Genomic DNA, 21,182 nt, shown 5'->3' with positions numbered 1-21,182 from the left:
TTTTTGTTTGCAACCAAACTGTAAGTGCTTACAAACACATCCTACCACGATGACTTTTTATACGAAGTTCTCAAATTTTACTGAAGACAAACTATTTTGACTTGTTTATCCTTTAACTCCACCAAGTGAAATCCCTTCAATAACTTGCTTCTGACCTATCGCAAAAATAATGAGCAACGGCAAGATTGCCGAGACAGCACCCGCCATCATTAAGGAGTAGACATCACCATATTGGTCGCCGAACAACCGGATTCCAAGCTGAATGGTAAATAGCTCTTTCGATTTCAAGAAAATAAGCGGATATTGATAGTCGTTCCAAGTCCAGATAAAACGTAGGATGGCATAGGTAGCTATCCCCGGACGAATGAGTGGGAGGGCAATTTGAAAGAAGGAACGAAAATGTCCTGCCCCGTCCATTCTACCTGATTCCAAAAACTCGTTACTCACGCCCATAAAAAACTGACGAAGCATGAATGCTCCTATAATACTGAAACTATTAATCAAGATCAGACCCGCATGTGTGTCTATTAAATTCAACCAATTGAACAATAAGAATTGAGGAACTAGTGAAGCTTGCGGCGGAACCATGTACAAAGCAAGTACAAGTACAAACATTGCGTCTCTGCCACGGAAACGTAATTTAGAAAATCCATACGCTGCTAATGCACAGACAAATACATTGATAACGGTTGTAGAAATTGTTATGTAGATGGAGTTTAAATAATATTGTACAAAATCCCCTGTCCATACTTCCTTATAGTTTTCGAGCGCATTCCACTTACTCGGAATCCATTCGATCGGGAATTTAAATACATCCGTTTCAAACTTAAACGATGTCGAAATCATCCAGAAGAACGGTAGTATAAACAATATTCCGAGCAGTGCCATGACGATTGTCCACAATAACTTTGAGAAATTCAATGTTTTCATTCTGTGTTTCTCCCCTTTCCGAAGGAACTTAGTAGTTCACCCATTTTTTTTGTGCTAACATTTGCAGACCGGTGATGATCAGACAGATGAGGAACAGAATGAGCGCCATACTAGATGCATATCCCGTTTTCAGTTGGTTAAAAGCCGTATCATATAACTCATATACAATGACGGACGTTGAATTCGCTGGTCCACCTTGTGTTAAGACCTGAATCAAATCAAAGATTTTGAACGTACCAATGATTCCCGTAACAAGCAAGAAGAAAGTAGTTGGAGAAATACATGGTACCGTAATACTTCGGAATTTCACCCATGTGTTTGCCCCGTCAATATCAGCAGCTTCATATAGATCTTTCGGAATGCTTTGCAAACCCGCTATAAAGATAATGATGTTGTACCCTAACATAATCCAAACCTGAATCATCATTAATGAAGGTAAAGCATAATCAATATCTGCTAGCCATTTCGGTGGATTATCAAAACCGATCGACATCAAGAAATTATTTACAGGCCCAAGTGAAGGGTGAAAGAGAACTTGCCACACCATGGCTAACGCTACGACACTAGAAATATAAGGTAAGAAATAGATAACTTTAAAGGCACCCTTAAAATAGACATGTTTGTCTATTAGAATCGCTAATATAAGCGAAACGACCAGAGTAATGGGTACGGTAATAATGAAGATTAAATTATTCAGTAAACTCTTCATAAATACATCATCATGAAATAATCTAACGAAGTTATTTAGCCCTGCAAATTCAATGGCACCAATTCCAGCTACGAAGTTCCAATTCGTGAAACTAAGTAGTAGAGATGCTACAACAGGAATTAACGTAAGAACAATAAGTCCGATCATTAAAGGAGCAACGAACAAATAGCCTGCAAATTGCTCCCTTGCCCCCATACTTAGATGGGCGAGTTTTTTTCCCCGTTTCATGTTTTTCCTCCTCAAAGGTGTGATTATATTCCCATTGTAGAAAAAACCAACTCAACTCATAAGCAATAGAAATGTGTGATTTGAAACTATTTTTACTTTTCCACTTATCTGTACACGAAAAAAAGCTACCCCAGTATTTAGAAATTTTAGGGAAGCTTCAATTAATAGATTCAATTTTCAAATCTCGTAAAAGGGAACCCGAAAATATGGATTCTCTGGGATAACTTAATTATGTTGTGTTATTTTCTCTCAGCTTATATATTAGTATATGGATGGTGACTTTTTCCAAATTCAAATTTAAAATGACTAATGTCACTTTAGGAGGGTAATATGTTGGGCCCCATGGTTTGGATTGACTTAATCGTATTCTTTCTATTGTTTGCTCTTTTTATCTATGTATTTGCTTCAGTTACAATCACTAACTTACATAAAGTTTATTTAGCATTCCACTTCTCTATGATGTTATGGCCTTTCTGCCAGTTTGTTATAAAAACTACGGATAACGCCCAGTTGCAATTATTCTATGTACAGTTTGCTTTTATTAATATGACTCTGCTCGCCGTTGGATGGCTACTTTTCACCCTTTTTCTAACCGGTCACTCCAAGTTTCTTACGAGAAAAATATCCTTAATGATTTATGTTCCTGTTATATTAGTAACACTCGTCGCGATATTTAATCCAAAATCAATGTTCGTCCAACCTGTAGATGGGGGATATGTTCAGAGAGCTTATGGACCGCTTTTTTGGTGTATTGCTTCTATTTTCATAGGTTATCTAATAGTTTCGCTCTACTTCATGTATCTAGCATTAAAATCAGAAAAAAGTTCTCGGATCAAAAAACCAGTTATTCAAATGCGCAAAGGGATCCTAGTGATGACTGCATTCATATTTTTGGACATATTCCTTAATGTCGTTCCCCCGTTACCCCTACCAGTTATTCCAGGATTGACATCTCTCGGTATACTTCTGTCTGCTTGCTTTTTCGTCATTGCAATCCGTCGCTATAAAGTATTTGATATCGTAACCATAGCTCATCAAGATATTATTGACACACTCATACTAGGAATTCTGGTACTTGATGATAACGAAACCGTCGTAGAGACTAATCAGTCGATGTCTCCCTATATCAATTTACAATTAGGTGATCGTTTCGAAATTGGAACCATCCTCACACAAGAGGATGCTGATAGCGAGGTTCGATTATTCCTTCAATCTTACCGAGAACGACCTCGAGAGAGAGCAGAAATCGAAGTGAAGTTTAATATAATTGATCATCGCCATATCAAAATTCATGTTGCACCGATTATGGTTAGCAATATCATGGTTGGACGAATTCTTACTTTTCAGGATACGAGTGAGCTTCATCGTCTCATTGATGAGACAAATTTCCAGAATGAGATCCTCCAAGTTCGCAATCAATCGTTAATTGGAATTCAGCATGAACTTTTTCAGACCAATCAGAAACTTGAGCAAATGGCTATAACCGATAGTCTGACAGGTTGTTACAATCGCCATTATCTGACACAACGATTAGAGCACGAAGTGATGATGAATATGAAATATCAGCTTCCATTTGCATTATTTTTATTGGATATCGACTTTTTCAAATCAGTTAATGACAATTACGGACATTTGGTCGGTGATGACGTGTTATGTAATACTGTCGAAGCAATTAATCAAACACTGAGGAAAAGTGACATTCTAGCTCGTTATGGTGGAGAAGAATTTATAATCTACTTACCCAATACGGATCAAGCTCAGGCTAATATCATAGCTGAACGGGTTAAATTTGCTGTTGAATCGAATAAAGTTACCATTAAAAACGTAGCCTTTCCACTATCGATTACAGTAAGTATGGGCTTTCTCTCTATTCATGAGTTTTTGAAAGAACCTTCAAACAATCCCAAGACAATCCTAAATGAATTGTTTGAATCCGTAGACAAAGCCTTATATCAAGCGAAAAGTGAAGGTCGAAATCGGATTGTTAGTATAGTTGGGTAAGATAGAGCTAAATTTTTATATCAATCTTATTCAGCACACTTGTCTCTTCTTTATGCTGCAATGCATTGGCATCGTTTTTTTGTTTCTCGATCTCGATTTGGGTTTTCTTGGTCATCAATGCTGTGATCTGCATATCAATCAAAGCTATTTGCTGACTCAAAGCATCCAGCTTATCTTGTGCAGCTTTATCCAGTTTCCCACTGCTCACAACCTCAGAAACTTCCTTAACTAATGCAGTTTTACGTTTCTGCAATTGTTTAATTTGACTGTCGATATCTCTAGTGCCAGCCGCTGAATTAGAAACTTGACCCGATGTTGACGATGAAATATTCATTCCGATTCCTCCTCAATAATTATTATATATAGAATAAGCACTACCTTTAATATCGGTTATTACAAAAAAAATTAAAGTGTGCTGTCTTGTATATCGCTTATACCTAGAGAAAGCCCAAGCAAATTTCTGCTTGGGCTTTCTCTACCTTATCCCTCTAATACATCTCAAAGAACCGTACGAATGACTTCTTGAATCAACTCGTCTACTTGAACGACCAGGATATGTACACGGTGGCACTTGGGTTATCAACACTACGTAGTAGCCTTACATCTCCGATGCACCTCATTATGGCTGGTACAATGATTATGATTATTCCCGCTACAATTATCTTTTTGGTTGGACAAAGATACTTCACCGAAGGCATTGCGACGACGGGAATCAAAGGTTAACCAGATCTATTAATCGATGCTCTACTTAATCCACCAACATAAACAGAAACCACGTCCAGCGGACGTGGTTAGCTTGTTTTTATTGATGAAGCGTGATTGCATCTTTAGCCTCCCTCATTTCCCTCCCCCCATCATCATACAATGGTACAAATCACTTATTTCGGAGGTATCAAAGAAATGGGTAATGTTATAAACCAGGTAGATAAGGAAATTCAACGACTGACGGAAGCGCTTATTGAGCAACAGCAGCAAGATGGGTCCTGGCGTTTTTGTTTTGAGAATGGAACGACCATAGATGCATATGTAATCATTCTCTTTCGCACTTTGAACATAGAGAACGAAGTCCTTATTCAGCAGTTACATGCTCGAATTCTCGCCGAACAACAACCTGATGGATGTTGGAAATTGTTCTCCGATGAAGAAGATGGAAACTTATCAGCTACAGTTGAAGCCTATTATGCCCTTCTCTATTCCGGTTATAGCCAAATAACCGACGAGACGATGCAACGGGCCAAACGTTATATACAATCTAAGGGCGGTCTCGGAAAAGTCAACAGTCTTTTGACCAAGTCGATCCTTGCTGCTACTGGACAAAGTAAATGGCCAACATCTATCTCCTCCATCCCACTAGAACTTCTACTTTTCCCCTCTTCTTTTCCAATCAACTTTTTTGAGTTTTCAGGATACTCAAGAGTCCATCTAACCCCCATGCTAATCATGGCTGATCGAGACTTTTCTATACAAACAACCCAAACACCTGATCTAAGCGAACTTATCAGTCAACGTAATGACGTCGAGGAGCAGAATTCCCGTGAATTTCAGGAGATGCAGGACAACATCCAACAAGGCCTAAGCAGACTCTTTGGAACTCCTCATAAAACTCATAAAGCTGCCACAACAAAAGCTGAACAGTTCATTTTGCAGCGCATTGAATCGGACGGTACCCTCTACAGCTATGCCAGCAGCACAATTCTCATGATTTTCGCTCTACTTGCCCTAGGTTACGATAAACAGCATCAACTAATCACTCATGCCGTGCAAGGCATAACAGCTATGCAATTCCGCTCTAACGGCACAACGACGATTCAAAACTCCCCCTCTACCATATGGGATACCGCTTTACTCTCCTACGCTATGCAGGAATCAGGAATTCCTGATGACCATGTCGTGATTCGTCGCGCTACTGCGTATCTGCTCTCCAACCAGCAGAACAAATTGGCAGATTGGAGTATTCATAATCCTAATCCCATACCCGGAGGATGGGGATTCTCAGAAACCAACACCCTCAACCCAGATGTGGATGATACTTCGGCTGCTTTACGAGCAATCAAAAGTTTATCCCATACGGATTCAACATATTTAGATTCGTGGAATCGTGGACTTCATTGGATTATATCCATGCAAAATAAAGACGGCGGCGGGCCAGCATTTGAAAAAAATACAAATAAAGAAATACTCACATGGCTCGCAATAGACGGTGCCAAGTCTGCTGCCATTGATCCCTCGGAAGCTGACCTTACTGGACGCACCTTGGAGTATCTTGGGAACTCTGCGGGACTAGGGACTAAGCATGACTTCATCAAAAGGGGAACTAACTGGCTCATTCATCATCAGGAGAAGGATGGATCTTGGTATGGAAGATGGGGGATTTGTTACATTTATGGTACTTGGGCTGCGCTGACTGGCTTAAAGGCAACAGGCATATCCTCTGACCATGAAACTATACAAAAAGGAGTGAAATGGCTATTAGGTATACAAAACCAAGATGGTGGATGGGGAGAATCCTGCAGAAGTGATCGCCGCAAGTTCTACATTCCTTTAGGAGAAAGTACACCTTCTCAAACCGCATGGGCGTTAGACGCACTCATCTCTGTTCATTTGCAGCCAACAGCTGCAATAAATAAAGGCATCAATAGACTTATCGCTTCCCTGCAAGAGGATAATTGGACTACCACTTATCCGACAGGTGCTGGTCTTCCGGGTTATATTTATATTCATTATCACAGCTACCGATACATATGGCCGCTCCTTACGCTGAGTCACTATAGAAGGAAGTATGGGACTTAAAGGATTGTTGCGAACGCACAAATAATAGGACATCATTTACCTTATTTTTCGTAAATGATGTCCTATCTTATTGTTGTTTCAATTGAAGTAACTGTTGCAGTAGATCCTCTAATTCTTTTTCTGGTAAAGCTCTTAATAAAACTTCGTTAAAAGTCCCTCGTGCCCTATTGAGTTTGTCCTGACCCAGTTGTGTCAATGAAGTATAGACATTTCTGCGGTCATTTTCGCAAATATGTTTTTGTAATGCTCCGCAGCCTTTTGCTTCAAAACGACTGACTAGTCTGGATACCGCACTCTGGCTTAAGGAAACCATAGACTCCAATTGATGCAATTTAAGCTTTTTCTCAGGTGCTTGAGATAAAAATAAAAGCAAGTAAAATTCTTTTAAAGACAATTGATGTTGTTCTAGCAGATTAGATTCTAGCTCATTGGCCACGTTCATTTGTATATGTGTTAGCGACAACCACGTGCCTATATAGTCATTATTAATTTCATTTCCCATGTCATATATCCTTTCCAGAGCGTAAAGCTAATGTTGAATGAGTTATATATTACTTTTTTCATATTATAACATTAGGTTCATCATATAACGAGCATATGAGCGCCATGGTACTCCATTCATCTTCTCTTATAAAAGACAGAGACCCACTTCACCATCAAGTGGGTCTCCAAGACATCAAACTTAGTTTTAGTTTTTTATTTCGTTATTCTTGGAAAACCAAACTGATATTGTCTAGGGAAGTCTGTCTCTTGGTTAAGTTGAACCGCAGCTTCCAGCGTCCAATGTGGATTTCTTAGCATTCCCCGTCCTACCGCAACAAGGTCAGCTTCTTCATTACCAATTACAGCATTGGCCAGTGCAGGTTCATCCAATTTCCCAACCGCAATAACAGGAACATCTAAGCGCTGCTTGATTTCTCTCGCCAGAGGAACTTGATAACCTGCATGCGTACCCGGTCTACCAGCAGCGGCAATTTCACCTTCCCCACCTGAACTAATGTGGAACATATCCACACCAGCTTCTTTATATGCCTTACTGAATTCCGCACTCTCGTTAATTCCATATCCACCTTCTACATATTCCATAGCAGAGATACGCATAATCAATGGCATATCGTCCGGCATCACACTTTTTGCAGCACGTATAACTTCTGTACCGAATAGAGTTAGATCCTGTCCATACTCATCTGATCTACGGTTAGTTAACGGTGAATGGAATTGGTGCATTAAATATCCATGTGCACCGTGAAGCTCGATCACATCAAATCCTGCTTTAACTGCCCGTTGTACACCCAGACGGAACTTCTCAACCATTTCTTTTACTTCTGATGTCGTGAGTTCTCTTGGCGTTTTATATTTTTCGTTAAAAGCAATAGCCGATGGTGCTACAGGAACGGCTGCATCTTCCGCCTTACGTCCTGTATGACCAATTTGAATCCCCACTTTAGCACCATAGGAATGGCATGCCTCAACGATTCTTGCCAACGCAGGAATATGTTCATCGGACCAAATCCCGAGGTCATAATCAGAAATCCGACCATCTGGCTCCACATCGGTCATTTCAACAATAATTAAACCCGTTCCACCAATTGCCCGGCTTACATAATGCACGTAATGCCAGTCCGTTGCTATTCCATCTTTCGCTGGTACAGAATACTGACACATAGGTGGCATAACCACCCGATTTTTTAATTTCAGACCTTTTAACTCATAAGGTGTAAATAAATGATTCATAATATCTTTCTCTCCTTTTCGCTAATCCCTTAGTTTGGGATATTCTAAGTATGGCAGGAACAGCGCTCTTTAATTTAATGTATGCTCATGCATTGATTATATGGATAAAGTAACTTACTGTCAAGCCAGCTCTCACTGTACTCCACTATTATAAAAAATCCCGAAGTGCCACGCTGGCAGCGTTGCACTTCGGGGTTATCAGGATTAGTATTTCTGGCTGCCGATCCGGCTACCTTCTACTAGATGATTATTCTTTCACCGAGGCACAGCCAAATCGAAACATTCTGCTCATCGTGGTAGGAACAACGGAGGCATGGTTTTCTTCGGGCGCTACATAGGCTCCAACCGTAAGGTGATACTTTTGCAGAATCTCCCTCAGTTTGTCAGCATCCTCAATCATAAAACCCTCATCTTCTCCAACGGTGATCATTATATTATTGTGCTCAGACGGCATCATATTCGCTGCAAACTGCTCTGCATAACGAATTAGTTCATGATTGTTCCACCAGACCGACGGACTGACAGCAAGATAGGTTTGGAACAACTCCGGTCTTGTAAATTTAACCCATAATGAAAAGTAACCACCCAAGGAGTGACCATACAAAGACTGCTTTGAACTATGAATAGGGTAATGCTGTTGGACATACGGCATCAATTCTTGTTCTATAAAAGCAAGAAAGTCCACTGCGCCCCCATGTGGTCCTAGTTCGCTATCTTGTAGGCGGGGAGGGTAGATATAGTCATCAGCAGGTGCTGTAAAGTCATAAAATCTTCTCTTTGTTGTATCCGATTCCTGATGACCTATTCCAATAACAATAGCTTTATCAACATGTGTTCTGGGTGCGTTTCGAGATTGAAGATGCACAACATCACGTGCAATTTGAAAATAGGAGCAACCATCGAGCACATAAAATACGGGATACCCCCCTGTTGGGACTTCTCCCTCAGGAACGTAAACCCGTATATCATAGGTATAACTAGCTTTCTGAGACGGGAACTGAAAATGATCACAATGCGAGAGCACGAGTTTTGTTACTTCCATTGCTTTCTTCCTTCCTTTCTGCAATTACATCGTAGCTGTAGCATATAGGTGTCCCTGTTTCTGGATCTTGCATAATTTTCGCATCAATTTGAAAGACCGCTCTCATAACTTCATTTGTCAAAATGCTTGAAGGACTTCCTTGATTGACAATCGTCCCATCTTTCATGGCAATAAGTTCATGAGAGAAGCGGGCAGCATGATTGATATCATGAAGTACCATAACAATAGTACATTGATGCTCTTCATTTAGCGCTTGGACAATTTGTAATACTTCAAGCTGGTGAGCCATATCTAAATAGGTTGTTGGTTCATCTAGCAAGAGGATACTAGTCTCCTGCGCTAATGCCATGGCTAGCCATACTTTTTGCCGCTGTCCACCTGAGAGCTGCTCAATATCTCGTGCCCTAAAAGCAGTCGTATGTGTAATATCCATCGCCCACTGAATAACTTCTTGATCCTTTGCAGCGAGCCTTCCGACATTTTTACGATGTGGATACCGACCATATGAGATTAGTTCTTCGACTTTTAACCCCGATGGGGCGATTGGATTCTGAGAGAGAATCGCTATTTTTTTGGCAATTTCCTTCGTTGAGAGTAATTGCATATCTTGCTCTTGCAAATAAACCTTACCGCTTTTTTGCTGCAAAATCCGTCCAATTGTTTTCAGCAAGGTAGATTTACCGCAGCCGTTAGGTCCGATAATCGTGGTTATTTTACCAGCTTGAATCGAAGTATTGAGATTTTCAAAGATCGTATTTTTCTCATAACCTGAGCTCAAGTCTTCCATACGTATGACATTCTGCATCTATTGTCTAGCCTCCTTATGCCTTTGATTTGACTAGTAAGTATAAGAAATAGGGAATGCCTATAATAGACACGACAATACCAACTGGCAATTCCGATGGTTCAAACACCGTTTTACTAATATAGTCCGAGATTATTAATAGAAACATTCCCACTCCTGCACTAACGGGCATGATCAATCGATGACGAAGCCCTACAAGACTTCTGGCGATATGTGGCGCCATTAATCCGATAAAACCAATGCTTCCAGAAACAGAAACGCAGGCGCTGATGAGCCCTACACTGCATAAAATCAAAATAATTTTTTCCTTCTCAACGGAAATTCCCAGACTAGTAACAGTTCCTTCTTCAAGCTGAAAATAATCAAGTAAATGTGACTTTCGATATATAATCACGCTTAATATTACGATCCAAGGAAGCATGGACAACACGAATATCCAGTTCGCATTGTATATACTACCTACCATCCAGACCGCAGCCATCTCGAAATCCTGAGGATTCATTTTTAAGGAAATATACATCGATAGCGCCCCAAAGCCACTATTAATGGAAATTCCCGTTAAAATCAAACGTTGCATATCCATTCGACCATTTTTACGTGAAAAAATCAGGATGAGTGCTGCTGCAAGTGCTCCTCCTACAAAACCAAAAAGGGGCATCATCATAGTAGATGTCCAACTACCATCTGTAATGTGCTTAGCTTTCATTTGGAAGAGAAGTAAGAATAGAACAATGGAGGCTCCAGCCCCAGCGTTAATACCTAAAATGCCCGGATCAGCTAGACCGTTTCGTGTTACTCCCTGCATCACTGTCCCGGCAATACCAAGCCCAATTCCGACGAGCATAGCAATAACAATACGTGGAAGTCTAAATTCAAAAATAACGAGATCATGTTTAGGGTTAGGGTCAATGCGCAACAAGGTTTTGATGACATCCCAAATGCTCATATCAAACGAACCATTCGTTATATGGAGATAAAATGCCCCAAATGTTAAAAGAAAGATCACAAATAAGGTCAGTAAAAAGCGATTTGTTCTAAGCACTCTTCTCCCCTCCTTTAGTGCGAATTAGATAGAGAAAGAAGGGTACACCAATGACTGCGGTGACAATTCCAATTGGCGTTTCGAACGGGTAATTGATGAAGCGACTTATAATATCACAGAAGGCAAGAAATATAGATCCGACTACCGCCGAACACGGAATAACATAACGATAATCTACTCCCACTATAAATCTGACAATATGCGGGATCACAAGTCCAACAAAAGCGATTTTCCCTACTAGAGCCACGGACGTTCCCGTCAAGAATACGACAGCTAACATGCTTAGCGCCTTAACCCATTTGGTTCTTTGTCCTAGTCCAACCGCTATATCTTCCCCAAGTGAAGCGACGGTTACCGATTTGGAAGTGAACAATGCCAGTAATAGCCCGATGATACCAAAAGGAATGGCAATCCTTAACATATCAACATCAACAGCATGAATTTTGGCATTGTACCAAATGCTAACCGTTTGCGAAACTTGATTGAACAATGCGATTGCCGAAGCGATACTGCTTAGGAAAGTACCAATAACAGTTCCGATAATCGCCAGCCTAACTGGAGATAGTCCATTTCGAATAACTGATCCAAAGCCAAATACTAAGCCTGCTCCAAGTGCCGAACCGATCATAGATAAAATGATCATTTGGTAATTGGACAAGCCTGGGAAAAAGACTATCGCCAATGTAATGACAAATGCAGATCCGTCATTAACACCCATAATGGAAGGAGAAGCTAAGTAATTTCTTGTAATCCCTTGCATGATCGCCCCTGCCACCGCTAAAAAAGCACCCACCAGTAGAGCAGCGACTACGCGAGGAATGCGAGAACCTACAATAATATTGTGATCAACATTATTGGAATCGAACTCCGTAATCGCTTGCCATGCAGTGAGTGCAGATATATCCTTTGTTCCGTATAGAACTGATATTACGATGGCGAGGAGTATGAAGAATGGGGAGATAGCCAATATCATAATTGGTATCCAATTCGTTTTCTTCGTACTCATATATCGCACCTTATTTCAATAAGTTTTCAATCGCTGCATCGAGGAACTTAACTTTAGACCAAGCTGTTCCACCTTGTGCAAGTGGATCAATAGCGTTTACGAAAACATGATTATTTTTAGCTGCTTCCGTACTTTTGAAGATTGCATTGTCTAACAACTTTTCAAGAGCCTTTGGTGCATCCGTATTCTCAGACGTTTCGAATTGAAGGAAGATATAATCCGGATTCAAGTCGGCCAGTCCTTCTAGCGAAAGCTCAGCTTGCGCCTCTGTTTTTGCTATGACATCTGGAATGGTTACGCCCAAATCATCATATAGAATAGGGTTCAAATACACGCCTGCAGGATATACACAAATGGAACCTTCACGAATTCGAAGTATAACTACTTTCTTATCTTTTAAGGATTCACTAATTTTAAGTTTTGCTTCAGCAGCTTTTGTATCGTAATCTGCAATAATGGTAGATGCTTGAGCTTCTTTACCGGTTAATTGGGCAAGAAGGTTAAGATTATCTTTCCAATTCGTTGAAATATGAGAGTACGGAATCATGGTTTGTATTTTGTTCAGCGCCCCTGCTACCTCGTCGCCAAATTTAGAACTTCCTAATATAACATCCGGATTTAATCCCAAAATAGCTTCATTATTTGGAGCGAATTTATCACCTATAAGAGCCGCGCCCGCAAGTTCTTTTTCTAGATATGTAGGGATAGCATTAGCAATAGACAATACACCCACCGGTTTAACTCCCAAAATCGCAGCATCTTCCATAGATTCCAGACTTGCTGCAACAATATTATTCACTTGTGCTGGCAAAGTATAGTCTTTACCAAGATAAGTTATAGTTTGTTCAGAAGATGTTGTCTCAACAGCTGGTTTATCTACGGCAACTGTTGCTGGTTCCGTCGGGGCAACATTTGCTTCATTCTTATTATCACTACCACATGCTGCAAGGCTCATTGCTAGTAATACAGTTGTTCCTGCGATAAATAGTCTCTTCATTATAAAATTCTCTCCCTAAAATAGTTGATGTTAATTATTATAAGGATAATGATAATCATTATCAACCATTTTTTTTGGAGATTTTGTCACTTTGTTAATCCAGGAAACAAAATAGCTAATCCGCGGATAAAGTACTTAATAAAATAAGGATCATCGTGAACCCCTTCAGGATCAGTCTCGAAGCAGAGTTGCTTGGTCGGTGAATGTAGCTTATCACAAAGAATCTGATAACCTATTTTGTTATTGGCCACCATCTGTCTTTGTATATTTTGTTTGGTTATGCCTTCCTTTTCACCGATGTACATATAAGCCTGCAAAGCAGGATCTAACGGCTCTGACGACATAAATTCTATAATACCTTCATACCAAAGTGAACTAGATAAAAGCATATATTTCTTAAATAGATGATTCTTCTTATACATCGCATATAACGAGATAAGTCCGCCTAATGAAGCTCCTCCTATTGCTCGGTCCAAAGGATCCATCGATATTCGGTACTGACTTTGAATACAAGGAATAATTTCATTTTCTATAGCATCCAAATACGCAACACCCTCCCCGGCGAAAGCGGGGAATTTATCTGCTAAAGCCGGGTGCGGCCACGGTGTATATTCATCATTACGTTCGGTTGAGGATACCCCTGCTAAGACAACAGGGGCTGCAACTCCTTTTCTTACATTCTCTTCGATTTCCATTAGTACATCCTGAAATAATTCAGCACCATCGTGTACCAATAGGATAGGAAACAGTCGATCCGATTGATCATGATATTCCTTAGGGAAGTAGAGGGTTATAGACCGTTCGTTACAGTATATTTCCGTAATTGTTCCTTCTATTTGCGGGTAAATTGACATAGGAATGCCCCTCCTTAATGCGATCTAGCAATTAGGTTTAGAAAAGCCCCCATTTTTTCTTGCAGCTATTCTTTCGGGAAATATCCACAACTTCACTAACCCCCGCTTTAATAAATTTATTGATTAGGGCTTCCTCACTATTCTTCAGCTTATATTCCATTTCCTCAGCATATAGCGGAAATAGATTATAGAAGTGCACCACTTTTTCGTCGGAAATATTTAAGTTAAAGAAACCTACTTTATCTTCTACCTCTGGAAGCCAGAGCAACATCCCCTGAAAAAATGCATCATCACTATACGCCTGTACTGGATTACCATTCGCAACTGTATGTCCTAAATAGAGCCAAGTATTATACTCATGTGGAAACTTTGCTATTACTTTTAGCGCCCGAATTGGCCAATAATTTCTTTCATCCTTAAAAGCCTCATCTGACAATTTCCAGGTAGGAGGAAGGCATATCATAACTTCAGCATGTCTATATTCCTCCGCTCCTTCTGGAACCGTCATAGGTGATGCACTCATACCAGATGTAATTAAAGTATAATAATTGCGTTTAGGTGTAGGATCAACTACTAGTATATCTACTGTGATATGATCAGGTATGATTTCTTTATATACATTATTAATTGTACCAACATGCTTTTCAACATGATTGTAGATCTGTTCAGAATATCCAGTCGAATTATCCAAAATATATACCTCCTAAAATGTAGGTTTTACGATAATTGGAAATTCGACGAATTTGTATAAAATACCTTCTCTTTAATGGTTTTTCTTCCTTATCTCACTCTTCTAATCACAGTTTGAATTAACAAAGTGACAACAACCAGTAATATCGCAGTACCCATAAGCCAATACTTTTCCTCAAAACTACCCTTTGACATAGAAAATAGAAATAGCTTTCCAAGATACTTACTCCCTGCTGCCATGTTAAAGACGTAATAAAAGAGCGACACCATGTAACCGACCGCAATATTATCACTGATTCCACTGAAAAACACCCCAACAGCACCTAAGAAAAAGGCACCGAAAAAAGTGCCTATAGTATACTTTAATACAGGAAAGTTGCTACCATTTAAGCTCATAAAAAGAGCAAAACACAGAATCATTATAAATATAGTAGTAACAGAAGTGATCATTCGAATGAGATAAATTCCACTTTGCGAGGTACATTTCGTTTCAATAAGCTCGCGTATATCCTTTTGCTGTTCTGGCATAAAGATAGGAGTCAGCAGAACGATTCCTAACAATACAACAATCATCTCAAGCGGAACCGCAGATGCTGCAGCGTCCAGATTGCCTATTCCGAAGAGTAAGGGCGTGAGACAAAGAAGTAACAAGGCAGTTAATATGTGAATTAGAAAATTATGCTTTAGATTCGACTTTGCGATGAATGAATATTTTCTTAATACTACCGAGAACATCTAGCTTCCCCCTTCTTTTCAGTTCATAGATCCACACGGATAAGGCAACAAGGGCAATAGCCAGAAGTGTATAACTAATTCGATTGATCACAAGTGTGTTGAAGTTGTCCAAGTAGACATCTGTATTTCCGACCTTATTATGCCGTATGACAAGATCACTTCCGTAACCACCGTCTATGTGCTGTAATCCCATATTGATCCCAATAAACCACCAAATCCCTTGTGCTGCTATTGCAATCGGAGTATCTGTTAATACCGTCAAGCAGACACCCACTGCTGCCGATACCATAATGGAAGGTAGCAGAGATCCACAGGAGTATTTGATAAAAGCAAAGAGATCTATATCAACACCTCTATACTGATTTGCAGTTTGAACTGTCACATAGAGTGCCATCAGCAGAACCGGCAAGAACAAGGCCGCCACCATGGCAAAATAACGAGTAAACATGAATCGGAAGGAAGATATTCTTCTCGTGTACAGAAGTTCCTGTATTTTAGCTCGGCGATCTTTCAACCCTAACGCGACCGCAACAAAAACCGGAAATATAGAAAGAACAATACCTAAATAATCACTGAATACCCGCGCTAAAGCCCCCGTAATTTTATCTTTTTCTACGATAGCCTTGTATTCTACTAGTGCATCTTCATAAGTCATAGGAACACTACCAAAATCCGTAAGATTGCTATACTTAGAGCCTCCGCCAATGAGCTTATCTGCATCCTTCATTAGTTCTCGGAAACGTTCGTAAGTCAGCTTTTGATCAATGGAAATTCTCGAAGGTAGAACCTCTTTCCCTTCCCCTTCTCCCGGAACAGTAAATGTTATTTCACCGCTTTCATTTGTTACCATATCACCTTCACCAAATGTAATCCCTGCCCCATCTGTACCTGCGTCCGCCATCAAATCGTCCTTGGAGATCCCCGTCATTTCGGACAAAATGGCGACCATTTCACCTTGTTTCTTGTCTCCTAACTTCACATTTTTATAAAATCCTATGGGATACGCGATATATGAATTAGCCGAGAATTCGCCATACAAAGATTCAACAGCATTCGGAATGATGATCTCCTTATTCTCTTCATACTTCACGCCATAGCTTTGTAATCCCTTCTGTGGCGCTTCTATTTTTGCTACACTAGTCTCATATTGTGTAACATACATTAACAGTAAAATACCGACAAAGATTAGATAAGTGAGACTCATGATTGTTTTCTTGAATTCTTTCAAGAACATCATAGATTCCCCCCTAGTTGGTGTGCTGCAACGCCACTTTCATGCATACGTAGCATATAAGCGTCCTCGATGTTAGGCTCACAAAGGATTGCGTTTGTGGTTGGTTGTTCATTTGCGAGCAATCGGACATTAACCCGTTCCCCCATGGTTAACATACCTGTCACGATATACTTTTCTTTTAATGCATTTAGTTCTATTCTCGCTATTTCTGCGGTATAGACCTTATTCGTAGCCGTTCTAGTGAGTTCTTTGACCGTACCTTTGTATAACAATTTTCCGTTATCCATAATCGCAATATCTTCACAGGTCGCTTCAATGTCACCAACAATATGTGTGGAAAGAATTACGATTCGTTCCTCGGCAAGTTCACATAGTAGATTGCGAAAACGAATCCGTTCCTCAGGATCCAGACCTGCTGTCGGTTCATCTACGATCAGCACCTTTGGATCATGTAATATAGCTTGAGCGATACCCAGTCTTCTTTTCATCCCGCCCGATAGAGCCTTTACCTTGGTTCGATGATGATCACCTAAATTCACCTTTTCAAGAAGCCCCGGTATTCTACCTTTCCGTGTTTTGCAGTCAAGTCCTGACAGAACCCCAAGGTAATCCATAGCCTCATACACTTTCATACTAGGATACATGGAGAACTCCTGCGGTAGATAGCCCGTAATACGACAGATTTCCTTCGCATTCTGAATCGGAATTCCACAAACCGTAATATCACCGCTTTTTTTGTTCAGTAAAGTAGCGAGAGTTTTCATCAGCGTCGTTTTCCCTGCACCATTTCTACCAAGAAGTCCAAACATACCTTGACCAATCGATAGATTAATATTTTGCAAGGCGTGTTTCTTCCCATAAAACTTGTTTAGATTTGAAATCTCGATTTGCATGTTGTCCATAAAAAAAATACCCTCCTTGTTTGCTCTCAAGGAAAGTATAGTGGTCACTTTTCAATTATTTATCAACTTTTGCAGATCGAATTTCGCCGTCCCCTTGGCTCCCCCAATTTCATTGTTGGATAACAGAAATTCGCCACCATGCTTCTCACAAAGCGTCTTGCATATATATAGTCCCAAACCAAAATGAACACTTTCCTCACTATGAGTCCTGTAAAATGCCTTTGTTCCTTGCTTCAGATCCTCGTGTGAAAAACCACATCCATCATCAGACACCTCAATAATCAGCTCTTTCCCCATAACTTGTAAAGTAATCTCTATATACCCTTTGGCAAATCTAAGGGCGTTTGACAGCAGATTATCTATAACTCGTAGAACAATTTTAGGATCCACATTAATGAATTCATCTTTAATATGATTAACAACGTTTATATTAATGGCGAATTGGTTCCCCAGCATCTGCGCAGTAGAAGTAATCTGTTCGACTAGCTCGCGGGCGTTTGTCTCTCTAGCAGATATCGAAATGTCTTCTAATTTCTGCACATCATTCATTGTCGCAACATAATTTTCAATTCGTTCTGTATGTTTCGATATGGCGAATACAGTTGACAGCAACTTCTCCTCACTTACCTTGTGATGTGGAATATAGTTGCTGAGAAAATCCGAATAACCCCTTAGAACGGTCAGCGGTGTTCTCAAATCATGAGCAAACACAGCATTCAAACGTTTCCGTTCCTCCATCATGCGCCACATTTCACGGTAATTGTTCTCAAGCGAACTACGCATCGTTTCAAGTGAGGCACACAGTCGCCCCATTTCATCCTTCGACTCATAACGTAGCGAAAAATCTAAATCATGCTCAGCAATTTTAGCTGCGGATTGATTAATAAGTTCAATCGGCTTCTTCAGCTTATTTCGATAAAATAAAAAGGCGGCAAGAATAATGCAGCCACCAAAAAAAACAGGAATCGTCAATGTTGAAGAGAGATCAATAAATTTCAGTAACACTTCATCTTTTTGAGAAATCGTTACTTCACTATTTTCTGTCCCCAATGAAAGTCTTACCGATCTTCCAGCAGCATCTGTAAAGTCGCTATATTCAAATGTTACATATTTCTTATTGATAGCGTTCTTCCATTCATCAAGTCCATTAAACGAAAGACTACTTAACACGGTAGCCAGCAACATAAACCCAACGGTATAGACAATGAGTGTCTTTTGAATCGACAGGTTAAACCAAATACGCTTTATCCTATCCATTTATATCCCACTCCCCAAACCGTCTCAATATAACTCATACCGCCCACCATAGAGAGCTTAGCACGAATTCTACGGATATGTTCGGCGACGACAGAGCTATCACCCTTGCCGTCAAAACTCCATATGCACTCGTAGATCCGTTCCTTATCAAACACCTGTCCACTGTTCATTGACAGAAATTCAATAATATCAAATTCTTTTTTGGCAAAAGATAACGGCTCATGTTTATAAGATACCGTACGCTCCCCGTAATCAATGACTAAATCACCGGCAAAGTTTACTTTGGATTTAGTTTGATTTCTCGTCTCACGACGTAAATGGGCGGCGACTCTTGCACCAAGCTCGTCAATTGAAAACGGCTTAACGATATAGTCATCTCCGCCCACACGAAATCCATTGATCTTATCAGCGTCCTCAATCTTTGCAGTCAAGAAAAGAATTGGACATGAAACATGATTTCTGATAATTTTGCAGACCTCAAGTCCGTCCATAGCGGGCATGTTGATATCGAGCAGAATAATATCAGGCTCTTTCCCTGCTTGGTCTAGTGCTTCTGTTCCATTCTTTGCGGTTAGAACGAAATAACCGATAATCTCAAAATAATCTCGAAGTAAGTTAACAATATCGATTTCATCGTCAACAATTAGTATTTTAGTCTGCAATTTTTCACACCTCTACCAAAGAGAGTAAAGCTTAATTATCAACTTTCTATCAACTTTTAGTGCATCTACTAGTTTATATAGTTTAACCTGCACCATGAAATTTATTCCATGCCATTATGAACGTTATCCGGTCTTTCTGCAATTACATTTGAGTTGTTCACATGTTATTTGATGAACCACCTCATTCACTTAGACTATTATTTGAAGGTGTCATCGTCACCTGCTCCACTAGTTTTTCGGGTTTAATAGTATTTTTCGAACGGCAATTCATGATTTCAACCTCTTCACCATTTTCAATGTAGAAGGCAGGTCCTTCATGGTTCTCAATCGTCACATGACTAAATTGAATATCCCTTACATTGCCCAGATAAAAGCCACGATTGTGCATTTTTTCGATGCCCGTTAACATATCTGGATGACCTGGAACTGCATTTTTCGCCATCGATATATCGATATTGGTAAATGTAATCTCCGAAACATATTGCTCCGCAAGCCCATATAAGAAACCCGCAGCAGCATGGACATTACGTGCGGTAATATTGGCAAAATGGATACGTCTAAAACATGGAGTTTCATCCGTAATCGGATAGGGGTTTTTATCCCACACATATTTTTCTTTACCACGAGGTCCGCAGAAATAATACAGATTTAAAGTGAACGGACATATCACGTCTTCCATCACAATATTACTAATCCGAATATCTTCTATCGTCCCCCCACGTCCCCGTCTTGATTTCATCCGAATCCCACGATCAGTTTGTTTAAAGACACAATTGCTAATGGTTACATTACGAATATCGCCGCTCATTTCACTTCCAAGTACAACGCCCCCATGTCCATGAACCATCGTACAGTTGGTGATCGTGATATTCTCACAAGGAATCCGCTCTTTGGTGTCTTCGGTTCCCGCTTTTATCGCAATACAATCATCACCTACATCAATATTACAGTTACTAATATGAACATTAGAGCATGATTCAGGATTAATGCCGTCTGTATTCGGCGAATCGGCTGGATTAAGAATAGATAAGTTATCGATCGTGACATTGTAGCAAGCGATAGGATTGACGGTCCAGCTGGGAGAGTTCACAAGTGTCACATCTTTCAGCGTTACCCGCTGACAGCCCTCAAGGCCGATTAAAGTTGGTCTAGGGTATTGTAACTCCTCGGGATGATTCCGAAATTTATCCCACCAAGGTCCTCCATTCCCATTTAAAGTTCCACTACCTGTGATCGAGATATTGACTAAATCCTTTCCATAGATACAAGGAGCATAAACCAGTCGATTTACGCCTTCCCATCTACATTCCACCACAGGATAATCCGCTGGATTCGTACTAAAAGAAAGGATTGCACCCGGGCTTAAATTCAATTCAATGTTACTTTTCAAAGAGATCGCACCCGTCAGGTATGTACCGGATGGAACATACACCGTTCCTCCCCCTACTTCACTTGCCGCTTCGATGGCACGCGAAATTGCATCTGTCGCTAACGCTTCACTATCCTTGAAGGCCCCAAAATCCACAATGTTATACACTTGCATGATATTATTCTCCTCCCCTAT

Annotated in this window: 21 protein-coding genes; 3 read left to right on the top strand and 18 right to left on the bottom strand. The window is 40.2% G+C overall.

Annotated elements, in window-relative coordinates:
* Positions 1–105: 105 nt before the first annotated feature.
* Both EJP82_RS13955 and EJP82_RS13950 read right to left on the bottom strand, forming a co-directional pair.
* Entirely contained in the window at positions 106–930 is an 825-nt protein-coding gene (locus EJP82_RS13955) for a carbohydrate ABC transporter permease (RefSeq protein ID WP_127192677.1), read from the bottom strand.
* Positions 931–958: 28 nt separating this feature from the next.
* On the bottom strand, positions 959–1,867 hold the full coding sequence (locus tag EJP82_RS13950; protein ID WP_127192676.1) for a carbohydrate ABC transporter permease: 909 nt from the start codon (positions 1,865–1,867) through the stop codon (positions 959–961).
* 330 nt (positions 1,868–2,197) lie between these two features.
* Between EJP82_RS13950 and EJP82_RS13945 the strand changes: the two genes are divergently transcribed.
* Complete coding sequence (locus EJP82_RS13945; RefSeq protein ID WP_127192675.1) at positions 2,198–3,868, top strand: histidine kinase N-terminal 7TM domain-containing diguanylate cyclase; 1,671 nt, start codon at positions 2,198–2,200, stop codon at positions 3,866–3,868.
* A gap of 7 nt (positions 3,869–3,875) precedes the next feature.
* Here the strand turns inward: EJP82_RS13945 and EJP82_RS13940 are convergent, their stop codons facing one another.
* Complete coding sequence (locus EJP82_RS13940) at positions 3,876–4,202, bottom strand: FlxA-like family protein (RefSeq protein ID WP_127192674.1); 327 nt, start codon at positions 4,200–4,202, stop codon at positions 3,876–3,878.
* 188 nt (positions 4,203–4,390) lie between these two features.
* On the opposite strand from EJP82_RS13940, the gene EJP82_RS13935 reads away from it, so the two are divergent.
* Together EJP82_RS13935 and shc are read left to right on the top strand one after the other, a co-directional pair.
* A complete protein-coding gene (locus tag EJP82_RS13935) occupies positions 4,391–4,591 on the top strand; it encodes an ABC transporter permease family protein (protein ID WP_127192673.1) in 201 nt (66 codons plus the stop codon).
* A 177-nt stretch (positions 4,592–4,768) separates the two neighbouring features.
* Positions 4,769–6,658 (top strand): squalene--hopene cyclase, encoded by a 1,890-nt coding sequence (shc, locus tag EJP82_RS13930; RefSeq protein ID WP_127192672.1) that lies wholly within the window; start codon positions 4,769–4,771, stop codon positions 6,656–6,658.
* Between the two features lie 67 nt (positions 6,659–6,725).
* Here the strand turns inward: shc and EJP82_RS13925 are convergent, their stop codons facing one another.
* From EJP82_RS13925 to EJP82_RS13855, 15 genes are all read right to left on the bottom strand, one after another.
* Positions 6,726–7,160 (bottom strand): MarR family winged helix-turn-helix transcriptional regulator, encoded by a 435-nt coding sequence (locus EJP82_RS13925; protein ID WP_127192671.1) that lies wholly within the window; start codon positions 7,158–7,160, stop codon positions 6,726–6,728.
* A gap of 194 nt (positions 7,161–7,354) precedes the next feature.
* Complete coding sequence (locus EJP82_RS13920) at positions 7,355–8,392, bottom strand: NADH:flavin oxidoreductase/NADH oxidase (RefSeq protein ID WP_127192670.1); 1,038 nt, start codon at positions 8,390–8,392, stop codon at positions 7,355–7,357.
* 247 nt (positions 8,393–8,639) lie between these two features.
* Positions 8,640–9,434, bottom strand: a complete 795-nt coding sequence (locus EJP82_RS13915; RefSeq protein ID WP_127192669.1) for an alpha/beta hydrolase — start codon at positions 9,432–9,434, stop codon at positions 8,640–8,642.
* Entirely contained in the window at positions 9,400–10,239 is an 840-nt protein-coding gene (locus tag EJP82_RS13910; RefSeq protein WP_127192668.1) for an ABC transporter ATP-binding protein, read from the bottom strand. The genes EJP82_RS13915 and EJP82_RS13910 overlap by 35 nt, the downstream gene beginning before the upstream one ends.
* Before the next feature lie 16 nt (positions 10,240–10,255).
* Complete coding sequence (locus EJP82_RS13905) at positions 10,256–11,281, bottom strand: FecCD family ABC transporter permease (RefSeq protein ID WP_127192667.1); 1,026 nt, start codon at positions 11,279–11,281, stop codon at positions 10,256–10,258.
* The gene (locus EJP82_RS13900) at positions 11,274–12,287 is read right to left on the bottom strand and encodes a FecCD family ABC transporter permease (RefSeq protein ID WP_127192666.1); all 1,014 of its coding nucleotides are present in this window, start codon (positions 12,285–12,287) and stop codon (positions 11,274–11,276) included. Before EJP82_RS13900 ends, EJP82_RS13905 begins: the two co-directional genes overlap by 8 nt.
* Positions 12,288–12,297: 10 nt before the next feature.
* A complete protein-coding gene (locus EJP82_RS13895) occupies positions 12,298–13,284 on the bottom strand; it encodes an ABC transporter substrate-binding protein (RefSeq protein WP_127192665.1) in 987 nt (328 codons plus the stop codon).
* A gap of 86 nt (positions 13,285–13,370) precedes the next feature.
* The gene (locus EJP82_RS13890; RefSeq protein WP_127192664.1) at positions 13,371–14,138 is read right to left on the bottom strand and encodes an alpha/beta hydrolase; all 768 of its coding nucleotides are present in this window, start codon (positions 14,136–14,138) and stop codon (positions 13,371–13,373) included.
* 37 nt (positions 14,139–14,175) lie between these two features.
* Complete coding sequence (locus EJP82_RS13885) at positions 14,176–14,829, bottom strand: suppressor of fused domain protein (RefSeq protein WP_246054127.1); 654 nt, start codon at positions 14,827–14,829, stop codon at positions 14,176–14,178.
* A gap of 89 nt (positions 14,830–14,918) precedes the next feature.
* Entirely contained in the window at positions 14,919–15,563 is a 645-nt protein-coding gene (locus tag EJP82_RS13880) for an ABC transporter permease (RefSeq protein WP_127192662.1), read from the bottom strand.
* On the bottom strand, positions 15,505–16,800 hold the full coding sequence (locus tag EJP82_RS13875; protein ID WP_127192661.1) for an ABC transporter permease: 1,296 nt from the start codon (positions 16,798–16,800) through the stop codon (positions 15,505–15,507). Before EJP82_RS13875 ends, EJP82_RS13880 begins: the two co-directional genes overlap by 59 nt.
* Positions 16,797–17,699 (bottom strand): ABC transporter ATP-binding protein, encoded by a 903-nt coding sequence (locus EJP82_RS13870; RefSeq protein ID WP_127192660.1) that lies wholly within the window; start codon positions 17,697–17,699, stop codon positions 16,797–16,799. The genes EJP82_RS13875 and EJP82_RS13870 overlap by 4 nt, the downstream gene beginning before the upstream one ends.
* A 51-nt stretch (positions 17,700–17,750) precedes the next feature.
* Positions 17,751–18,956 (bottom strand): HAMP domain-containing sensor histidine kinase, encoded by a 1,206-nt coding sequence (locus EJP82_RS13865; RefSeq protein ID WP_127192659.1) that lies wholly within the window; start codon positions 18,954–18,956, stop codon positions 17,751–17,753.
* Positions 18,944–19,618, bottom strand: a complete 675-nt coding sequence (locus EJP82_RS13860; protein ID WP_127192658.1) for a response regulator transcription factor — start codon at positions 19,616–19,618, stop codon at positions 18,944–18,946. Before EJP82_RS13860 ends, EJP82_RS13865 begins: the two co-directional genes overlap by 13 nt.
* Before the next feature lie 181 nt (positions 19,619–19,799).
* Positions 19,800–21,161, bottom strand: coding sequence for a glycoside hydrolase family 28 protein (locus EJP82_RS13855; RefSeq protein WP_127192657.1), 1,362 nt, complete (start codon positions 21,159–21,161; stop codon positions 19,800–19,802).
* Between the last annotated feature and the right edge of the window lie 21 nt (positions 21,162–21,182).

This window comes from Paenibacillus anaericanus (assembly GCF_003994475.1).
Lineage (GTDB): Bacteria > Bacillota > Bacilli > Paenibacillales > Paenibacillaceae > Fontibacillus > Fontibacillus anaericanus.
This window is presented reverse-complemented; position numbering and strand designations above follow the sequence as displayed.

Excerpts from the sequence above, each read along its gene's own strand:
- EJP82_RS13895 (WP_127192665.1), bottom strand. The coding sequence starts at position 13,284 with ATGAAGAGACTATTTATCGCAGGAACAACTGTATTACTAGCAATGAGC.
- EJP82_RS13865 (WP_127192659.1), bottom strand. The coding sequence starts at position 18,956 with ATGGATAGGATAAAGCGTATTTGGTTTAACCTGTCGATTCAAAAGACA.
- EJP82_RS13925 (WP_127192671.1), bottom strand. The coding sequence starts at position 7,160 with ATGGGAAATGAAATTAATAATGACTATATAGGCACGTGGTTGTCGCTA.
- EJP82_RS13945 (WP_127192675.1), top strand. The coding sequence starts at position 2,198 with ATGTTGGGCCCCATGGTTTGGATTGACTTAATCGTATTCTTTCTATTG.
- EJP82_RS13855 (WP_127192657.1), bottom strand. The coding sequence starts at position 21,161 with ATGCAAGTGTATAACATTGTGGATTTTGGGGCCTTCAAGGATAGTGAA.
- EJP82_RS13875 (WP_127192661.1), bottom strand. The coding sequence starts at position 16,800 with ATGATGTTCTTGAAAGAATTCAAGAAAACAATCATGAGTCTCACTTAT.
- EJP82_RS13900 (WP_127192666.1), bottom strand. The coding sequence starts at position 12,287 with ATGAGTACGAAGAAAACGAATTGGATACCAATTATGATATTGGCTATC.
- EJP82_RS13880 (WP_127192662.1), bottom strand. The coding sequence starts at position 15,563 with ATGTTCTCGGTAGTATTAAGAAAATATTCATTCATCGCAAAGTCGAAT.
- EJP82_RS13870 (WP_127192660.1), bottom strand. The coding sequence starts at position 17,699 with ATGGACAACATGCAAATCGAGATTTCAAATCTAAACAAGTTTTATGGG.
- shc (WP_127192672.1), top strand. The coding sequence starts at position 4,769 with ATGGGTAATGTTATAAACCAGGTAGATAAGGAAATTCAACGACTGACG.
- EJP82_RS13940 (WP_127192674.1), bottom strand. The coding sequence starts at position 4,202 with ATGAATATTTCATCGTCAACATCGGGTCAAGTTTCTAATTCAGCGGCT.
- EJP82_RS13890 (WP_127192664.1), bottom strand. The coding sequence starts at position 14,138 with ATGTCAATTTACCCGCAAATAGAAGGAACAATTACGGAAATATACTGT.
- EJP82_RS13955 (WP_127192677.1), bottom strand. The coding sequence starts at position 930 with ATGAAAACATTGAATTTCTCAAAGTTATTGTGGACAATCGTCATGGCA.
- EJP82_RS13915 (WP_127192669.1), bottom strand. The coding sequence starts at position 9,434 with ATGGAAGTAACAAAACTCGTGCTCTCGCATTGTGATCATTTTCAGTTC.
- EJP82_RS13910 (WP_127192668.1), bottom strand. The coding sequence starts at position 10,239 with ATGCAGAATGTCATACGTATGGAAGACTTGAGCTCAGGTTATGAGAAA.
- EJP82_RS13950 (WP_127192676.1), bottom strand. The coding sequence starts at position 1,867 with ATGAAACGGGGAAAAAAACTCGCCCATCTAAGTATGGGGGCAAGGGAG.
- EJP82_RS13920 (WP_127192670.1), bottom strand. The coding sequence starts at position 8,392 with ATGAATCATTTATTTACACCTTATGAGTTAAAAGGTCTGAAATTAAAA.